Origin of the sequence: Dethiosulfovibrio russensis, assembly GCF_021568855.1 — a bacterium.
In the GTDB taxonomy this organism is placed as follows: domain Bacteria; phylum Synergistota; class Synergistia; order Synergistales; family Dethiosulfovibrionaceae; genus Dethiosulfovibrio; species Dethiosulfovibrio russensis.
In genome coordinates this window covers 230392-246075 of the sequence record NZ_JAKGUG010000004.1, presented here as the reverse complement: position 1 = coordinate 246075, position 15684 = coordinate 230392, and the positions used below count along the sequence as shown (strand labels likewise).

Genomic DNA, 15684 nt, shown 5'->3' with positions numbered 1-15684 from the left:
CATGTCCCTGTCGCTGCAACTGTATAGGGGAGCCGCCGCTCTCGGCTTCGCCCTGGCATCTCCCTGGCTGGAACGTAAATACGCCGGAGTCGGCCTGAAGGAGAGACGGGGAATATACGACCCCTCGCTTATGTCCCAGCTCAGGAAAAGAGGCAGGCCCCTCTGGGTCCATGCGGTGTCGGTGGGGGAGGTTCAGTCGGCGGCCCCGTTTCTTAGAAGGGCCAAGGTAGCCCTGGAAAAGCGTCCGGTGATACTGTCCACCATAACCCCGACCGGAAGGGAGATGGCGGGACGGTTGCTCCAAGATGTTCCCGACAGGGTGATCTCCTATCCCTGGGACAGCCCAGTCCTGTTGAACAGGGCCCTGAATGCGCTTCGTCCAAAGGTCTACGTAACGGTGGAGACGGAGATCTGGCCGGGGATGCTCTGGGAGATGAGCCGTCGGAACGTGCCTGCCTTTATGGTCAACGGCAGATTCTCCGACAAAACCTATCTGTCCATGAGGCGTTTCAGGTCCTTCTGGAGGGAGGTCCTCTCCTGCTACACCGGAATGATGGTTAGATCCCGGTCGGACATGGAAAAACTGATCGATCTGGGGGTGGAAGAGGAAAAAATAGAGATAACCGGAGACTGCAAGGCCGACGCCCTGATGGAGAGAAAGGCCGAACTGGACAAAGACGAAATTCTCGCGACCTTGGGAGACGGAGGCCCGATCGTCCTGGCCGGAAGCACCCACACCGGCGAGGACGAAATAGTTATTAAAGCCTTCCGGAAGGTGCTGAACCGCTATCCCGACGCCAGGCTCGTAATCGTGCCGAGACATCCCGAGAGATCCCGCCGCATTGCCCGATCGGCGTCGGATTTGGGGCCGGTCAGCCTATACAGCCGCATCGAACCGGGATGGCGCACCCTGGTGGTGGACGTCATAGGGGTGCTCTTCGGCCTCTACTCCGTTGCGGACTGTGCCTTCGTTGGGGGCAGCATAGCTCCCAGAGGCGGACAGAACATAATGGAGGCCGCCCTTTTCGGGGTGCCCTTCTGCCAGGGACCTCACTACGAGGACTTCGTGGAGGCAACTGATAGCATGGTAAAGATGGGGATATGTACCATGATATCCGACGAGGATACCATGGCAACGGCGTTTCTGAGAGATCTGGACGGCAGACGTAGAAAAAAGGTCGAGGCCGATTGTCGAGACTATTTTCAAGGTCTCGAATCGGCGGCAGACCGTTCCTGGGAGATAGTGGCTCCATATCTAAACTAAAATAACCTACATCGGGAGGGAATCGATCATGACGATAAACAGAGAGCTTATAGACGGATTTTACGCCAACCTGGACGACCGATCCAAAAAGGCGGTAGACGACGCTGTGGCGAAGATGGTGGAGGTCAAGAAAAAGGGCGGTAACATAGTCGTGGCCTCCGGCAGCGGACCCAACATCCACGAGGGAGTCACCACCCTTATAGCCGAGCTCATGGACAAGGGCATAATAGACGGAGTCACCACAAGTTCCGCCGTGATAGGCCACGAGATGGCCGGTTCCCTGGACAGGGTAAAGATGTGCGACGCCTCTCAGCTCGGCCTGCCGGAGGAGAAGATGCCCAGAGGCAACGTCTTCGAGTTCACCAGGATGACCGACGAGGAGAGAGAAGCCCTTCGTAGGGAAATGGTGTTGGACGAGGATCTTCTGGCTAAGGAAGACGAGGTGGAAGGTCACGACGTGGTCAAGGCGGCTGGCAACATGGCCTACCCAATGGGGCTCTGGAACGAGACCTTGGCCTCGGAAATACTGGAGATAGCCAGAACCTACGGCCTCCCCTTCGAGACCGTCGCCGGATGGGGGGCGGACCGCAAGACCATGATAGGCATAGGAGCCGAGAAGGGGCTTCCCGTGATAGTCAGCATCCCCCAGATGGTTGGAGGGGGCAACATCGGTCTCGCCATAGGAGACAGCATCCCCATATCCAACCGCAGCATGAGACTGGCCGGGATGCTGGAGGATGCCGACATAATAATAGAGTCGGCCATAGCCCTCTCCCAGGAACTACACGACGGTCCCTTCGAGAACTACACCGGTCACGGCATATGGGCTTGGTGGAAGGGACTCCATACCTATCATCTCAGGGAAAAGACCCTCATCCGTATAGACCTGGACGAAAACCTCAGAAAGGCCCAGGACCAGCAGAGGGAGAACGCCAGGATCCAGGAGGCCATAGACAAGGGGCTTCCCAAGACCAAGATCTCCGGCATACCCTTCAGGATGGAGATGTCCGCCTTCGCCCGCCACGAGGGAAGCATTCCCGTGATAGGCGACATAGGCGAGATCTGGCCGGTCATGGCCCTAAAGGTCGCCGACGAGCTGGGCATTAAACTTGACTTCATGAGCTACAAGCAGGAGACAGAGGAAGGAAAGGCCATGAGAGAGTGGATCGTCGAGAACGTCCGTCCCATAGATCCCGCCAGGATGAGAGCCAAGGCGGGGGAATACCGCCTCTCTCGGTCGTAACATGGAGATAGTGGCGGTAATACCGGCCCGTTACGGCTCCTCCCGTCTGCCCGGCAAGCCCCTTTGTGACCTGGGAGGCAAGCCGGTCATACAGCACGTCTACGAGAGGGCCATGTCCGCCGGTCGGATAAGCCGGGTCATGGTCGCCACCGACGACGAGCGGATCGCCCAGGCGGTCCGCTCCTTCGGCGGAGAGGCGGTCATGACCTCTCCGGACCATCCCAACGGCACCTGCCGGGTGGCCGAGGCCATAAAGGGCGTTTCCTGCGACGGAGTCGTCAACGTCCAGGGAGACGAACCCTTCATGGATCCCGCCCTGGTGGATCAGGTGGCCCTCTGTCTCTTCGAAAACCCGGAGATCCCTATGGTATCCCTCAGATACCCCCTGGCGGAGGAGGAGATAGACAACCCCAACAGGGTCAAGGTGGTGGTGGACCAGGCGGACAGAGCCCTCTACTTCAGCCGGTCTCCCATCCCATACAGAAGAGTTCCCGGCGCCACAGTCTACGGACACCTGGGAATATACGGTTACAAAAGGACTTTTCTGGATCGGTACATTTCCCTGGATGCCACCCCTCTATCGGAGAGCGAGTCTCTGGAACAGCTCAGGGCGATCGAACACGGTTACGACATAATGGTCCCTGTGGCACGGGGAAGGCACGCCCCCGGCATAGACACCGATTTGGATCTTCTGTGGGCTAGGAAAGAATTAGAAAAGGAGATTTCATGAGAACCCTTTATCTGGAGCCCTTCGCTGGCATAGCGGGGGATATGTTCATAGGAGCCATGATCGACCTGGGGCTCTTCTCTCAAGGTGAGTTCATCTCGGCCATGAAGGGGCTGGACCTGGACGACTACGGCTTTTCCATCGAAAAAGGTCTTAGACGGGGAATCTCCGGCACCGATTTCAAGGTAGAGGTTCGTTCCGGCGATCATCATGACGGTCATGACCACGGCCACCGTCACAGACATCTGTCGGACATACTGTCCATACTGGAAAGATCCTCCCTGCCGGAAAACGTCAAGAACAGGTCCGAACGGGCCTTCCGGATGCTGGCTCAGGCGGAGGCCTCGGTTCATGGCGTCGATCTCGAGTCCATACATTTTCACGAGGTCGGAGCGGTGGACTCCATAGTGGATGTAGTAGGATCCTTTATGGCGTTGCATATGGCCGGGGCGGATCGGGTAGTCTCGTCGCCGGTCAACGTCGGTTCCGGAACGGTGAAGTGCGCCCACGGGGTTCTGCCCGTTCCTGCTCCCGCCACCGCCAGGCTTCTCGAGGGAATACCGGTTATCTCTCAGGGGGACCCCCTGGAGAGAACCACCCCCACAGGAGCCCTCATACTGAAGACCTCGGTGGAATCCTACGGATCTCTTCCAAACGGCCGCATAGTCGCCACAGGCTACGGCCTGGGGGACAAGGACACCGAGCTTCCCAACGCCCTGAGGATAACCCTGCTGCAAGAGGAAGAGGACGAAAAAGAAAAACTTCCCTGGATTCCCGGGGAAGCCGTCGTTCTGGAGGCCAACGTGGACGATATGAACCCCCAGGACTTCGCCTCCGCCATGGAAAAGCTCTTCGATGCCGGAGCCTGGGACGTTTTCCTGACATCTATCATGATGAAAAAACAGCGTCCTGGAACCAGAATAACCTGCGTGTGCTCTCTTGAACTGGAAAGACGGTGTGCCGAGATCATATTGAAAAACACCTCCACCATAGGGCTTAGATGCCGCAGGGAGAACAGATACACCCTGAGAAGGGATGAAACGATGGAGCTCACGTCCCTCGGGCCGGTCAGGCTGAAAAAAGCCTACTGGGGAGACAGGATAGTGAAGAGAACCATCGAATACGACGACTTGAAAGACATATCGGAAAGACATAACATACCCTTGATGGAGTTGAGAGACAGACTTACGTCAGAACTGGGGGTATGGACAGATGAAAACTGACAGATCCGACGGCCCTTCGCTTGTGTTGATCCTCTCGGACGGAATAAGAGGTCACCTGCACCAGAGCGAGGGCATAGCAAGATGGATATCGAAGGATACCGGTGCCGATATCGTAAAGATGGATGTGCCGAAATACGGAGGGGGCAGGAGGGCTTTTCTGCTCAAACTTTTGGGTCGAAGGCTTCCCAAACTGGACAGACTCGGAACGAGACGATGGCTTCACTGGACCGGAGAAAAAGGGCTGGATCTTTTGGAGGGCTACCGCAAGGCCCTGGACGAGAGGGGCCTGTCCGGTTCGGACAGCCTGGTGATCTCCACCGGCAGCTCCGCCGCTCCATTCTGCCTTGCCCTTTCAAGGGTCATGGGGGGAAGATCCTGCGTGGTTATGACCCCCTCGGTCATAGGGGTCGAGCCCTTCGACTACGGCGTGGTCCCGAGCCACGACGGAATATGTGCAGGCTCCGCCATTGAAACCCTGGGAGCTCCGAACTTCGTCAGCCCGGAGGATCTGGAGAGATCGGCGGAGAAACTCCTGAGAGATAATCCCGGATCCGAGGAAAAATGGGGCATCCTTGTCGGTGGAGACGACCAGAACTACCGGCTCGACGCCACCTGGGCGGACATGACCGTAGGGGTATTGCTTCGCATTGCCGAGGAAAGAGGGCTGTCTCTCTACATCACCACATCCAGACGCACCTCTTTGGAGACGGAAAAACGCATAAGGGAAATCTGCAAGGACAACGATAGGGTGTCCATGCTCCTTCTCGCCTCGAAGAGCGACGAAAATCCCGTCCCGGGAATACTCGGAACCTGTGACAGGGTATTCTGTACCGAGGACTCCGTGTCCATGATATCCGAGGCGGCTACCTCGGGATCCAAGGTATACCTCCTGAGGGTGGGAAGACAGCCGGGATGGAGACGGTTCGCCCAGAAGCTTACGGTACGTCTCATAAAATGGAAAATCCTGCCGGAGAGGTTTTTATGGGGAACCCCCAGGTTCGATGAAATGATAGAGAGTTTCGTGAAAAGAGGGCTTTTAACCGAGATGCCCTCGGACGTCATGGCCTGGCGTCCTATGCTGAACCGACCTGTCGACAAGGCTCCGGAGTTCAACGAGGCCCGTCGAGCCGCCGACTGGATATTGGAGAACTGGAAATGAGGATAGTCCACCTCCTGCCGGGGCTGGACGTCGGAGGGGTGGAGCGTCACGTGGTGGACCTGGCCTCGGAACAGGCAAGGTCGGGGCACCATGTGACGGTGGTGTCCGGCGGTGGACGGATGACGTCGGAACTCCATCCCGGAGTCACCCATATAAAGCTTCCCATACACGTAAAAGAGCCCTTCACCGGGGGCGTCTGTGCGTTGAGACTGGCTATTATGGCCCGATCCAGGAAATGGGATATCCTCCACGCTCACTCCCGGGTCCCCGCCTGGGTGGCCTGGTGGACCTCCGTTCTGTCCGGGATTCCCTTCGTCGTGACCTGTCACGCCATATACTCGCTGAACGCCGGCCTGATCCCATATCGTCACGCCGACGGCGCCATCTGCGTATCTCAGGCGGTAAAGGATCACCAGATAGATTGGCTTCCCCGGCGTTCGACGGTCATAAAAAACGGCATAGTCGACCCGGGCGTTCGATGGGCTCCTCACGATGATAAGGGGCCCTTTCGTTTTCTCTTCATCGGTCGCCTGACCAGTGTAAAAGGGATAGACTTTTTGATAGACGTCCTTCTCTCCATGACGGATCGAGACGACTGGATCTTGGACGTAGCCGGAGAGGGCCCTCTGGAGGTCCAGCTTAAAGAGAGGACAACTTCGGCTCGATCGGGCGATAGGATAAACTTTCTGGGATACAGGGATGACGTGGTCGACCTGATGGCCCGGTGCGATTGCTGTCTTTTTCCATCCAGAAGCGAGGGAGCGGGGCTGGTCCTTTTGACCGCTCTGACCATGGGAGTTCCCCTTATAGCGTCGGATCTTCCAGCCTTCAAAGAGAACTTGCCCCCGAATGCAATGGTCTCCTTGAATAAAGAACGCTGGAGCGAGGCTCTCGGAGCCTCGCTGGACGGTAAAGCCGTTTTTTCGGAAATTAGAAGAAACTTTTCTCTTTCCGATATGGTGGAGGAGATGGAGGGCCTGTATCTCGAAGTCAGAAAACGAAAAGAGGTTGAGTCGTCATGAAAAAAGCCCTTATAACCGGAATAACCGGTCAGGACGGAGCGTATCTGTCTAAATTTCTACTGGACAAAGGCTACGAGGTCCACGGAATGAAGAGGAGGTCCTCCCTGTTCAACACCGGTAGAATAGACCACCTGTTCAGAGATCCCCACGACGAAAAAAGAGGCCTTATCCTCCACTACGGAGACCTGACCGATTCGTCCAACATAGTCCGTCTGCTTCAGGAGATAAAGCCGGACGAGATATACAACCTGGCTGCCCAGAGCCACGTCAAAGTATCCTTCGAGACGCCGGAATACACAGCCAACGGCGACGGGCTGGGAGTCCTTCGTATCCTGGAGGCCATCCGCATACTGGGGCTGGAGAAGACGACACGCTTCTACCAGGCCTCCACCAGCGAGCTCTACGGCAAGGTCCAGGAAATCCCCCAGAGGGAGACCACACCCTTTTATCCAAGAAGCCCCTACGCCGCCGCCAAGCTTTACGGCTACTGGATAACGGTCAACTACCGGGAGGCATACGGCATCTACGGATGTAACGGCATACTGTTCAACCACGAATCGCCCCTTCGGGGAGAGACCTTCGTCACCAGAAAGATAACCAGGGCGGTTTCCCGGATATCCCTGGGCCTTCAGGACAAACTCTACCTTGGCAATATGGACGCCAAAAGGGACTGGGGCCACGCCAGAGACTACGTCGAGGCCATGTGGCTCATGCTACAGCAGGAAACCCCGGATGACTTCGTAATAGCAACAGGTGAAACACACTCGGTCCGTGAATTTGTGGAACTGGCCTTCAAGGAAGTCGGGATACCCATAGAGTGGCGTGGGACCGGAGTGGACGAAGCCGGATTCGACCCCTCCACCGGGAAGGTCCTGGTCGAGATCGACCCCAGATACTTCAGGCCCACGGAGGTGGAACTTCTCCTAGGCGACCCCACCAAGGCAAAGGAGTTGCTGGGTTGGGAGAGGCGAGTCACCTTCCCCGAGCTGGTCAAGGAAATGGTCTCCCACGACCTGGACCTGTTCAAAAAAGACATCCTTTGCCGGGACGCAGGATACCAGGTATGTCCCTCCATAGAGGACCTGTCTTGATCTAAAAAAGGGTGGTGAGCCTGTGCTTAAATCGATGGACATAGAAAATCTGACCGTTTTTACCAAGGCTAATGTAAGTTTCTCTTCCGGCCTTAACGTGATAGTCGGCGAAAATGGAACTGGAAAAAGCCACCTCCTAAAGGCTGTCTACAGCCTGCTGGCAGTCTCAGCGGAGGGAGGAAGAAAGTCCAAGGGGACGGCTCCTACAAAAAACTATCTCCAGACCGCTATTGCCGAAAAACTGGTGAGGGTCTTCTGCCCCGAGAGCCTGGGGCGGCTCATCCGTCGTCGCCAAGGCAGGGCCAGGTGCGACATCTCCCTTGAGTTTGGCGATCCTCGCTACAATATCTCCTGTAGTTTTTCATCCAACAGCAAGGCAGAGGTCTCGGTGGATAAGGTTCCGTCCTCCTGGAACGAGATAGAACCGATTTTCTTTCCTACTAGAGAACTTATGTCGCTCTATCCAAATTTTGTGGCTACCTACGATAGACATTATCTGGAATTTGAGGAAACTTGGCGAGATACCTGCTTGCTTTTAGGGGCCCCTCTCAGAAAAGGACCGAGAGAGAAAACAATAAAAATGCTCCTTGAGCCCTTGGAGGAAGGAATGGGAGGAAAGGTAGTTCTCTCCGATGGTCGCATGTATCTCCAAAAAAGCGATGGTCGGATGGAGATGCACCTAGTGGCAGAAGGACATCGAAAGTTGGCTATGATAGCTCATTTGATAGCTTCTGGCGTGCTTCTGGACAGAGGATACCTTTTCTGGGATGAGCCTGAGGCCAACCTGAATCCTAAACTGGTGAAGCTGGTGGCAGAGACGGTCCTGAGGCTCTGCAAACAGGGTATACAGGTATTCTTGGCAACTCACGACCTTTTTTTGCTCAGAGAACTGGAGCTAAAAAGATACGATCATGGGGAAAATCTCATTAGATTTATAGGGCTTCACGAAGGTGAAGATGGCGTATCGATAGGACAGGGTGACGCTATCGAAGACATAGGAGATTTAGTCTCTCTCGATGAAAACGTGGATCAGTCCCAGAGATATCTCTCTATGGAGAGGCAGGAATAGCCGTGAAATCCTGTGTGGTTGATTCTCTGGTTTTTGATTTTCCAGATGACTGGGAGGTAGCAAAATTCGACGACTGGACCTTTTATAGAGAACATTTTTCAAGGATGAAAGATCATATCAAAGCGTCTGATCTGATAGCTTTGAGCCCGGGAAAGGTCCTATATTTGATCGAGGCCAAGGATTATCGGGCTCATTCTAGAATATCCACTGAGCCGATCCATGAAGTTATCCTGAATAAATCGCTGAGTACCCTTGCTGCTCTTCTCCCTGCTGCTTTGAATGGGAATGTTTTAGAAGAAAGAGAAATGGCTCAGCGATGTCTTAAAGCGCAGAAGATACGGATTGTATTCCATCTTGAACAACCTCTTAAAAAGAGCAGGCTTTTTCCGGTTGTCATCGATAGTGCTAACTTGCTAGGTATCCTTAGAAAAAAGCTAAAGCCTATCGATCCTCATCCTAAAATACAGAGCATGGGCGATGATTGCGCGCATGATCGATTCTGGAGCGTGCGAAACGCATGAAAAAACAAGATATAGCGGAACAAAGAACATACGTAGCGGGTCACAGAGGTATGGCCGGCAGCGCCATCGTCCGAGCCCTCGAAGACCGAGGAGCCAAAGACATAATAACCAAAACCCACCGAGAGCTGGACCTGCTGGACCAAAGAGCCACCGAGGACTTCTTTCGGGCCAACCGTCCCGAAGTGGTGATCCTGGCCGCCGCCAGAGTAGGAGGAATAGGGGCCAACATAGCCGACCCCTACGGATTCCTCTACGAAAACCTCCAGATCCAGAACAACGTCATAAACGGAGCGGCCGCCAACGGCGTGAAAAAACTGGTCTTCCTGGGAAGCTCCTGCATATACCCCAGGGAATGTCCTCAGCCTATGAAAGAGGAATACCTCCTAACAGGCCCATTGGAGCCCACCAACGAAGGCTACGCCCTGGCCAAAATAGCGGGTCTCCGGCTCGTCCAGTACCTGAGCAGACAGTACGGTATAAAAGGCCTCTCCGTCATGCCCTGCAACCTCTACGGCCCGGGAGACAGCTTCCACCCAGACCACTCCCACGTAATAGCCGCCCTGGTCAGGCGATTCGTGGAGGCGAAGAGGGAAAAGGCCCCCGCCATAACCCTGTGGGGAACCGGCAGCGCCAGACGGGAGTTTCTCCACGTCGACGACATGGCCAGGGCCGTGACCCTCCTCATGGACGTATGGGACAGCCCGGAGATAATCAACCTGGGCAGCGGAGAGGATATATCCATAAAAGGCCTGGCGGAGGAGATCAAAAAAGCGGTTGCCTACGACGGAGAGATACTATGGGACTCCTCCAAACCCGACGGAATGCCGATAAAGCGGCTGGACGTCTCGAAGCTGAGAGGACTGGGCTTCGAGCCCCGAATACCGCTAAGCGAGGGAATCGCCCGGATGATAGACCAATACGAAAAGCTGAGAGAGGAGAGACAAAACGGTGTATAAAGTCCCTCTAGTGAAAAACACCTTCCTCCAGGAGGAAGAGACAAAAAAAGCCCTGTCCAAGTTCGTCCTGGACGCCCAGATCCTGAGCATGGGAAAAGAATGTCGCAAGTTCGAGGAAAGTTTCGCCGCATATCAGGGACGAAACAGGGCGGTGCTCTTCAACAGCGGAGGGAGCGCCAACCTGGCCCTCCTCCAGGCCCTTAAAAACATGGGCAGACTGAAAAACGAGGACCTTATAGGCTTCTCCGCCGTCACATGGTCCACCAACACCATGCCCATAATACAGCTGGGCATGGTCCCTGTGGCCTTGGACTGTTCCAAGGAAACCTTGAACGTCGAGCCCGAAAAGCTTGAGAGATGCCTCAAAGACCAACCCCTGAAAGCCCTCTTTATAACCAACGCCCTGGGCTTTGCTGGAGACCTGGATGTCATCCGGGACATCTGCCGGGAAAGGGGAATAATCCTCCTAGAGGACAACTGCGAATCCCTGGGGTCCGAGCTTAAAGGGACGAAGCTCGGCAACTTCGGTCTCGCCTCCACCTTCTCCTTCTTCGTCTCCCACCACATGTCCACCATCGAAGGCGGCATGATCTGCACCGACGACCTTGAGCTCACCGCTATGCTTAAACTCGTCCGTGCCAACGGCTGGGACAGAAACCTGGAGGAAGAGGAAAAAAAGACCATCCGGGCGCAATATCGGGTTCAGTCCGAACTGGACGCCAAATACACCTTCTACGACCTGGGCTACAACCTCAGGCCGACGGAAATCACCGGATTTTTGGGCCAACAGCAGCTGATTCACCTTCCTGCTTCAATCCTCAAAAGGCAGGATAACTACGTAAAGGTGGAGAGGGCTATAAAATCCAACCCAGACCTCCTGACCTTAAAGAGAGACCACCTGACGGTCCTCTCCAACTTTGCCATACCAATACTGTGCAAAACCCCGGAGCTAAGGGAAAAATACGGCGAAAAACTGGAGCAAGCGGGAGTGGAGATAAGACCCTTAATAGCGGGCAACATCCAAAGACAGCCCTTCTACGGCAAATACGTCCCCACAAGTAGAGAACTCAAAGGCGCCGACTTTATCCACCGCTGTGGCCTCTACTGCGGCAACCACCCGGACTACTGCCAGGAGGAACTGACCATACTGGAGGACATATTAGGGGGAGGAAAATGACCCAGATAAAAGCCCTCATACTGGCAGGAGGAGGAGGGACCAGACTGTGGCCCCTCTCCAGGGAAGAGGTCCCAAAACAGTTTTTGAAACTCGCAGGAGACCACAGCCTCCTCCAGACCACCATAAAAAGGCTCCTGCCCCTCTGCGGCCAAGAGGGCATAAAAATAGTGGCAGGGGAGAGATGGGACAGCCAGATAGCCTACCAGGCCTCCGACGTCGGCTTGAAAGGAAACATACACGTCCTGGAGCCGGAGGGCAAAAACACCGCCCCCGCCATAGCCCTTGGGCTGGCCCATCTGATGGAAAAAGGTGCAACCAGGGAAACTCCCGTCCTGGTCTGTCCCAGCGACCACATAATCCAAAACGAAAAAGCCTTCCAAGACGCCCTGAAAACGGGGCTGCTAGCGCTGGAAGAGGGGAAACTGGTAACCTTCGGTATAGTCCCGGACGCCCCGGAGACCGGCTTCGGCTACATAAAAAAAGGCGAAGACCGAGGAGGCTGGAACGACATATCCCAGTTCGTCGAAAAACCGGACCTGAAAAAAGCAGCGGAATACGTCCAAAGCGGTCAATACCTGTGGAACGGCGGGATATTCCTCTTTCGTGCCGGGGACATGATAGACTCCTTCAAAGAACACCTCCCGGAGATAGCCAAACTCATGGAAGGCGGGGAGAGGACCATGATCGAGGGATTCAAAGACCTTCCCCCCGTCTCCATAGACTACGGCATAATGGAAAAAGCTCCCTCAGTGGCGGTGGTCCCACTGGACGCCTGCTGGTCCGACCTGGGGAGCTGGGACGCCATCTATCAGCAGGGGGAAAAAGACGGCAACCGCAACGTCCTCAAAGGGGACGTACTGGCCGATCGATCGGAAGGATGCCTGGTCCAAGGGGACAGACGGCTCATAGCCCTGTCGGGGGTCAGCGACCTGCTGGTGGTGGACACCGCCGATGCCCTGTTCATAGCCCCTAGAGGGACATCCCAATCGGTCAAAGACGTAGTCTCCACACTGAAAGGGCGGTCCAGACCGGAGATAACTCAGGCCCCCGAAAGCGCCAGGAGATGGGGAGACTATAGAATCCTCCACGAAGGGGACGGCATAAAGGTAAAGAGGATAAACGTCCACCCGGGAAAGGCCCTGAGTCTCCAGTATCACCACCACAGGACGGAACACTGGATAGTGGTAAAAGGCACCGCCCAGGTCGAGAGGGACGAAGAGACCTTCTACCTTCACGAAGGGGAAAGCACCTTCATCCAGAAAAATCAGCTTCACAGGCTCATAAACCCCGGAAAGATCCCCCTCGAGATAATAGAGGTCCAAAACGGGCCATATCTGGGGGAGGACGACATCGTGAGGATAAAAGGCGAACCTAATGGACGAGACCAAGAGGCCTAAAGTAGCGACGTTGCTCCTGTCCTACGACTACGGTCTGCCCGAAAGGGGTCCGTCTCTGGAGAGGGGGCGCTTCTTCCCCGCTATCTGTGACTTTGCCGACGTAGCTCCCTTTTGGCTGGAGGAAAACGGCTACCCGGACGACCTGGAGGGCCTCCAAGGCAGAATAGTGGAATTCGTCGAAAAAGAGCGTCCTGACGTGGTCTTCACCATAACCATGAGGGACGAAATATCCTGCAAAACCCTGGACAGACTTAAAGAGCTGTCCTTCGTGGTCAACTGGTTCTGCGACGACCAGTGGAGGTTCGACGACTACTCCTCGAAAAGGGCTCCTCACCTGTCCGGGGCCATGACCGTGGACCTCTACTCCCTGCCTAAATACAGGGAAATGGGCGTTCCTGCGGTCTGGGTCCCCTGGGGTATAAGGGACTTCGCGGAAGAACCGTCCTTGCGGGACGTAAAGTACGAGTTCGACGTCTCCTTCATAGGAGGAGCGGACAGAAACCGCAGGTGGTGGATAAAGAGGATAGAGGCCCTCACCGGACTTTCTGTGGCCTGCTTCGGATCGGGCTGGAAAGGTGGTAGGGTATCGGACCAGGACGTTATGGACATCATGCTTAGATCCAGGATAAACCTCAACCTCTCAAACAGCAGGAACAACGACATCCGCTTCGTCCTCTCCTCTCCTGTGAACGCCCTAAGATACCTCCGGTCCGGCAAAAACCAAGAGCAGGTAAAGGCCAGAAACATAGAGATTCCGGCCTTCGGAGGATTCGAGCTGTCCTGCTATGCCCCAGGGATCGAGAGATACTTCTCCATAGGGGACGAGATAGACCTGTTCACCTCGCCGGAGGAAGCTGCGGTGAAAATATCCTACTACCTTCTCGATGAAAAGCGGAGGGAGTCCATGAAGCTAAAGGCTTACCGCAGGGCAAAAAGGGACTACCATCTTGGGGCGGTCATCCTGGAAGGCCTTAAAAACCTGGGGGTGTCGTTTTGAATCTCGCCATAGTCATGCCGTCGATCTACGGTCAAAACAGGGCCTTCGACCCCGACAGCCCCCTAAACAGGGACGACTGCCTTGCCCACCTTCGCCATCTCAGAGAGAGACTTAAGGGCATGGGCATATCTCTATCCACCTACGACAAGGTATCCCCTGAGGACACCTGGGGATACCTTTTTCTGGACTACCAGGATAAGTTCATGGAGGAGCTGGATCGCCGGGGCTACGGAGGACATAGATATCTGGCCATATTCGAGTCGGAGGTCATAATAGGGGATAACTGGGACCGGGAAAAACACCGAGCCTTCGACGCCGTCTTAACCTGGAACCGGAACGCCTTCTCAAACCAGGATGGCGGTCCACGCTATATACCCTACATGTGGCCCAACGACCTGACCCCACCTGTGGACGTTCCCTCAAAGAAGGAGAGGCAAAAGCTCTGTGTCCTCATGGCGGGGAATAAATGGAGCTCAGATCCGAGAGAGCTATACTCGAGCAGAAGGGATACCATCCGGTGGTTTGAAAAGCACCATCCAGATGAACTGGACCTATACGGCCCCGGCTGGAACTCCCCCCCTCTAAAGAGGGTCGCCAACACGGTAAAGGCCATAGGCCGAAAGCTGCGGGGACGGCCCACCGGTCCTATAGGGGACCTATGGGAGACCTTCTCCTGCTATCGTGGGATAGCACCATCCAAGAGGAAAACCCTGCCGAACTACGCTTTCTCTATCTGCTACGAAAACGCCCAGGGCATACCGGGCTACATCACAGAGAAGATATTCGATTGCTTACTCTCCGGCGTGGTCCCTGTGTACATGGGGTGGGAGGGCGTTCAGGAGGTCATACCGTCTGAGTGCTACGTGGACAGGAGGACATACAGCTCTCATGAGGAGCTTTACCGATACCTTGTCTCCATGTCGGAGGATGAATACCGAGGCTATTTGGACGGGGCGTCGTCTTTTCTCACAGGGCCGCTATCGGACCGTTTCAGCTTAGACGCCTTCGCCGACGCCATCGTAGAGGGCATAGAGCCGGACTTAGCGAAAGAGGGGAACAAACCATGAAGGTAGTCATACTGGCAGGAGGCTTTGGGACCAGGATAAGCGAGGAATCCCACCTGAAGCCCAAGCCCATGATCGAAATAGGCGGAAAGCCCATACTGTGGCACATAATGAAAATCTACTCCCACTACGGTTTCGACGACTTTGTCGTATGTCTGGGTTACAAAGGGCAGGTCATAAAGGAATTCTTCGCCAACTACTACCTCCACATGTCCGACGTCACCTTCGACTTTCGTGACTCCAACCGGCTCACGGTACACTCCAACGCCGCCGAGCCGTGGAAGGTCACCTTGGTGGATACCGGACTGAACACCATGACAGGAGGCAGGGTCAAAAGGGTGGCCCCCTACCTGGAGGACGACACCTTCATGCTGACATACGGCGATGGGGTCAGCGATGTTTCCATAGATAGGCTGTTGGAGTTCCACCGCTCCCACGGAAAAACCGCCACCGTAACGGCGATCCAGCCCGCCGGTCGGTTCGGTGCCCTGGACATGGACGAAAAAGGCTCGGTCAGTGGATTTCAGGAAAAGCCAAAAGGGGACGGAAGCTGGATAAACGGCGGATTCTTCGTCTTGGAGCGGAGCTTCCTGGATCGACTGGGAGGCGACGACACGGTCCTCGAGAGGGCCCCTCTCGAGGGAGTGGCAAAAGACGGCCAGCTCATGGCCTACAGACATAGAGGCTTCTGGCAGCCTATGGACACCTTGAGAGACAAGATGAAGCTCGACGAAGCCTGGGAGACTGGACAGGCACCGTGGAAGATATGGTGAT

15 protein-coding genes are annotated in these 15684 nt (G+C 55.4%); all 15 read left to right on the top strand.

Features of this window, described 5'->3' with window-relative positions:
* Window position 1: 1 nt before the first annotated feature.
* From L2W48_RS06240 to rfbF, 15 genes are read left to right on the top strand one after another with little or no spacing between them, the layout of a single operon-like run.
* Window positions 2–1264 carry a 3-deoxy-D-manno-octulosonic acid transferase gene (locus L2W48_RS06240; protein ID WP_236098156.1) on the top strand — a complete coding sequence of 421 codons (1263 nt, stop codon included), beginning with the start codon at window positions 2–4 and terminating at the stop codon, window positions 1262–1264.
* 28 nt (window positions 1265–1292) lie between these two features.
* Window positions 1293–2507 carry a hypothetical protein gene (locus L2W48_RS06235; RefSeq protein WP_236098157.1) on the top strand — a complete coding sequence of 405 codons (1215 nt, stop codon included), beginning with the start codon at window positions 1293–1295 and terminating at the stop codon, window positions 2505–2507.
* 1 nt (window position 2508) lies between these two features.
* On the top strand, window positions 2509–3237 hold the full coding sequence (kdsB, locus tag L2W48_RS06230; protein WP_236098158.1) for a 3-deoxy-manno-octulosonate cytidylyltransferase: 729 nt from the start codon (window positions 2509–2511) through the stop codon (window positions 3235–3237).
* Entirely contained in the window at window positions 3234–4457 is a 1224-nt protein-coding gene (gene larC / locus L2W48_RS06225; RefSeq protein WP_236098160.1) for a nickel pincer cofactor biosynthesis protein LarC, read from the top strand. The genes kdsB and larC overlap by 4 nt, the downstream gene beginning before the upstream one ends.
* Window positions 4447–5616: a mitochondrial fission ELM1 family protein gene (locus tag L2W48_RS06220; protein ID WP_236098162.1), complete on the top strand. Its 1170-nt coding sequence runs from the start codon at window positions 4447–4449 to the stop codon at window positions 5614–5616. Before larC ends, L2W48_RS06220 begins: the two co-directional genes overlap by 11 nt.
* On the top strand, window positions 5613–6638 hold the full coding sequence (locus L2W48_RS06215) for a glycosyltransferase family 4 protein (protein ID WP_236098164.1): 1026 nt from the start codon (window positions 5613–5615) through the stop codon (window positions 6636–6638). Before L2W48_RS06220 ends, L2W48_RS06215 begins: the two co-directional genes overlap by 4 nt.
* Complete coding sequence (gene gmd / locus L2W48_RS06210; protein ID WP_236098165.1) at window positions 6635–7729, top strand: GDP-mannose 4,6-dehydratase; 1095 nt, start codon at window positions 6635–6637, stop codon at window positions 7727–7729. Before L2W48_RS06215 ends, gmd begins: the two co-directional genes overlap by 4 nt.
* A 22-nt stretch (window positions 7730–7751) precedes the next feature.
* Window positions 7752–8798, top strand: a complete 1047-nt coding sequence (locus tag L2W48_RS06205; RefSeq protein ID WP_236114770.1) for an AAA family ATPase — start codon at window positions 7752–7754, stop codon at window positions 8796–8798.
* A gap of 14 nt (window positions 8799–8812) precedes the next feature.
* Window positions 8813–9319: a hypothetical protein gene (locus tag L2W48_RS06200; RefSeq protein ID WP_198003009.1), complete on the top strand. Its 507-nt coding sequence runs from the start codon at window positions 8813–8815 to the stop codon at window positions 9317–9319.
* Window positions 9316–10275, top strand: coding sequence for a GDP-L-fucose synthase family protein (locus L2W48_RS06195; RefSeq protein ID WP_236098168.1), 960 nt, complete (start codon window positions 9316–9318; stop codon window positions 10273–10275). The genes L2W48_RS06200 and L2W48_RS06195 overlap by 4 nt, the downstream gene beginning before the upstream one ends.
* Window positions 10268–11452 (top strand): DegT/DnrJ/EryC1/StrS family aminotransferase, encoded by a 1185-nt coding sequence (locus L2W48_RS06190; RefSeq protein WP_236098169.1) that lies wholly within the window; start codon window positions 10268–10270, stop codon window positions 11450–11452. Before L2W48_RS06195 ends, L2W48_RS06190 begins: the two co-directional genes overlap by 8 nt.
* A complete protein-coding gene (locus L2W48_RS06185; RefSeq protein ID WP_236098170.1) occupies window positions 11449–12849 on the top strand; it encodes a mannose-1-phosphate guanylyltransferase/mannose-6-phosphate isomerase in 1401 nt (466 codons plus the stop codon). The genes L2W48_RS06190 and L2W48_RS06185 overlap by 4 nt, the downstream gene beginning before the upstream one ends.
* The gene (locus tag L2W48_RS06180; RefSeq protein WP_236098172.1) at window positions 12827–13846 is read left to right on the top strand and encodes a glycosyltransferase family protein; all 1020 of its coding nucleotides are present in this window, start codon (window positions 12827–12829) and stop codon (window positions 13844–13846) included. Before L2W48_RS06185 ends, L2W48_RS06180 begins: the two co-directional genes overlap by 23 nt.
* On the top strand, window positions 13843–14913 hold the full coding sequence (locus tag L2W48_RS06175) for a glycosyltransferase family 10 domain-containing protein (protein WP_236098174.1): 1071 nt from the start codon (window positions 13843–13845) through the stop codon (window positions 14911–14913). The genes L2W48_RS06180 and L2W48_RS06175 overlap by 4 nt, the downstream gene beginning before the upstream one ends.
* Window positions 14910–15683: a glucose-1-phosphate cytidylyltransferase gene (rfbF, locus tag L2W48_RS06170; protein WP_236098176.1), complete on the top strand. Its 774-nt coding sequence runs from the start codon at window positions 14910–14912 to the stop codon at window positions 15681–15683. Before L2W48_RS06175 ends, rfbF begins: the two co-directional genes overlap by 4 nt.
* Window position 15684 lies beyond the last annotated feature (1 nt).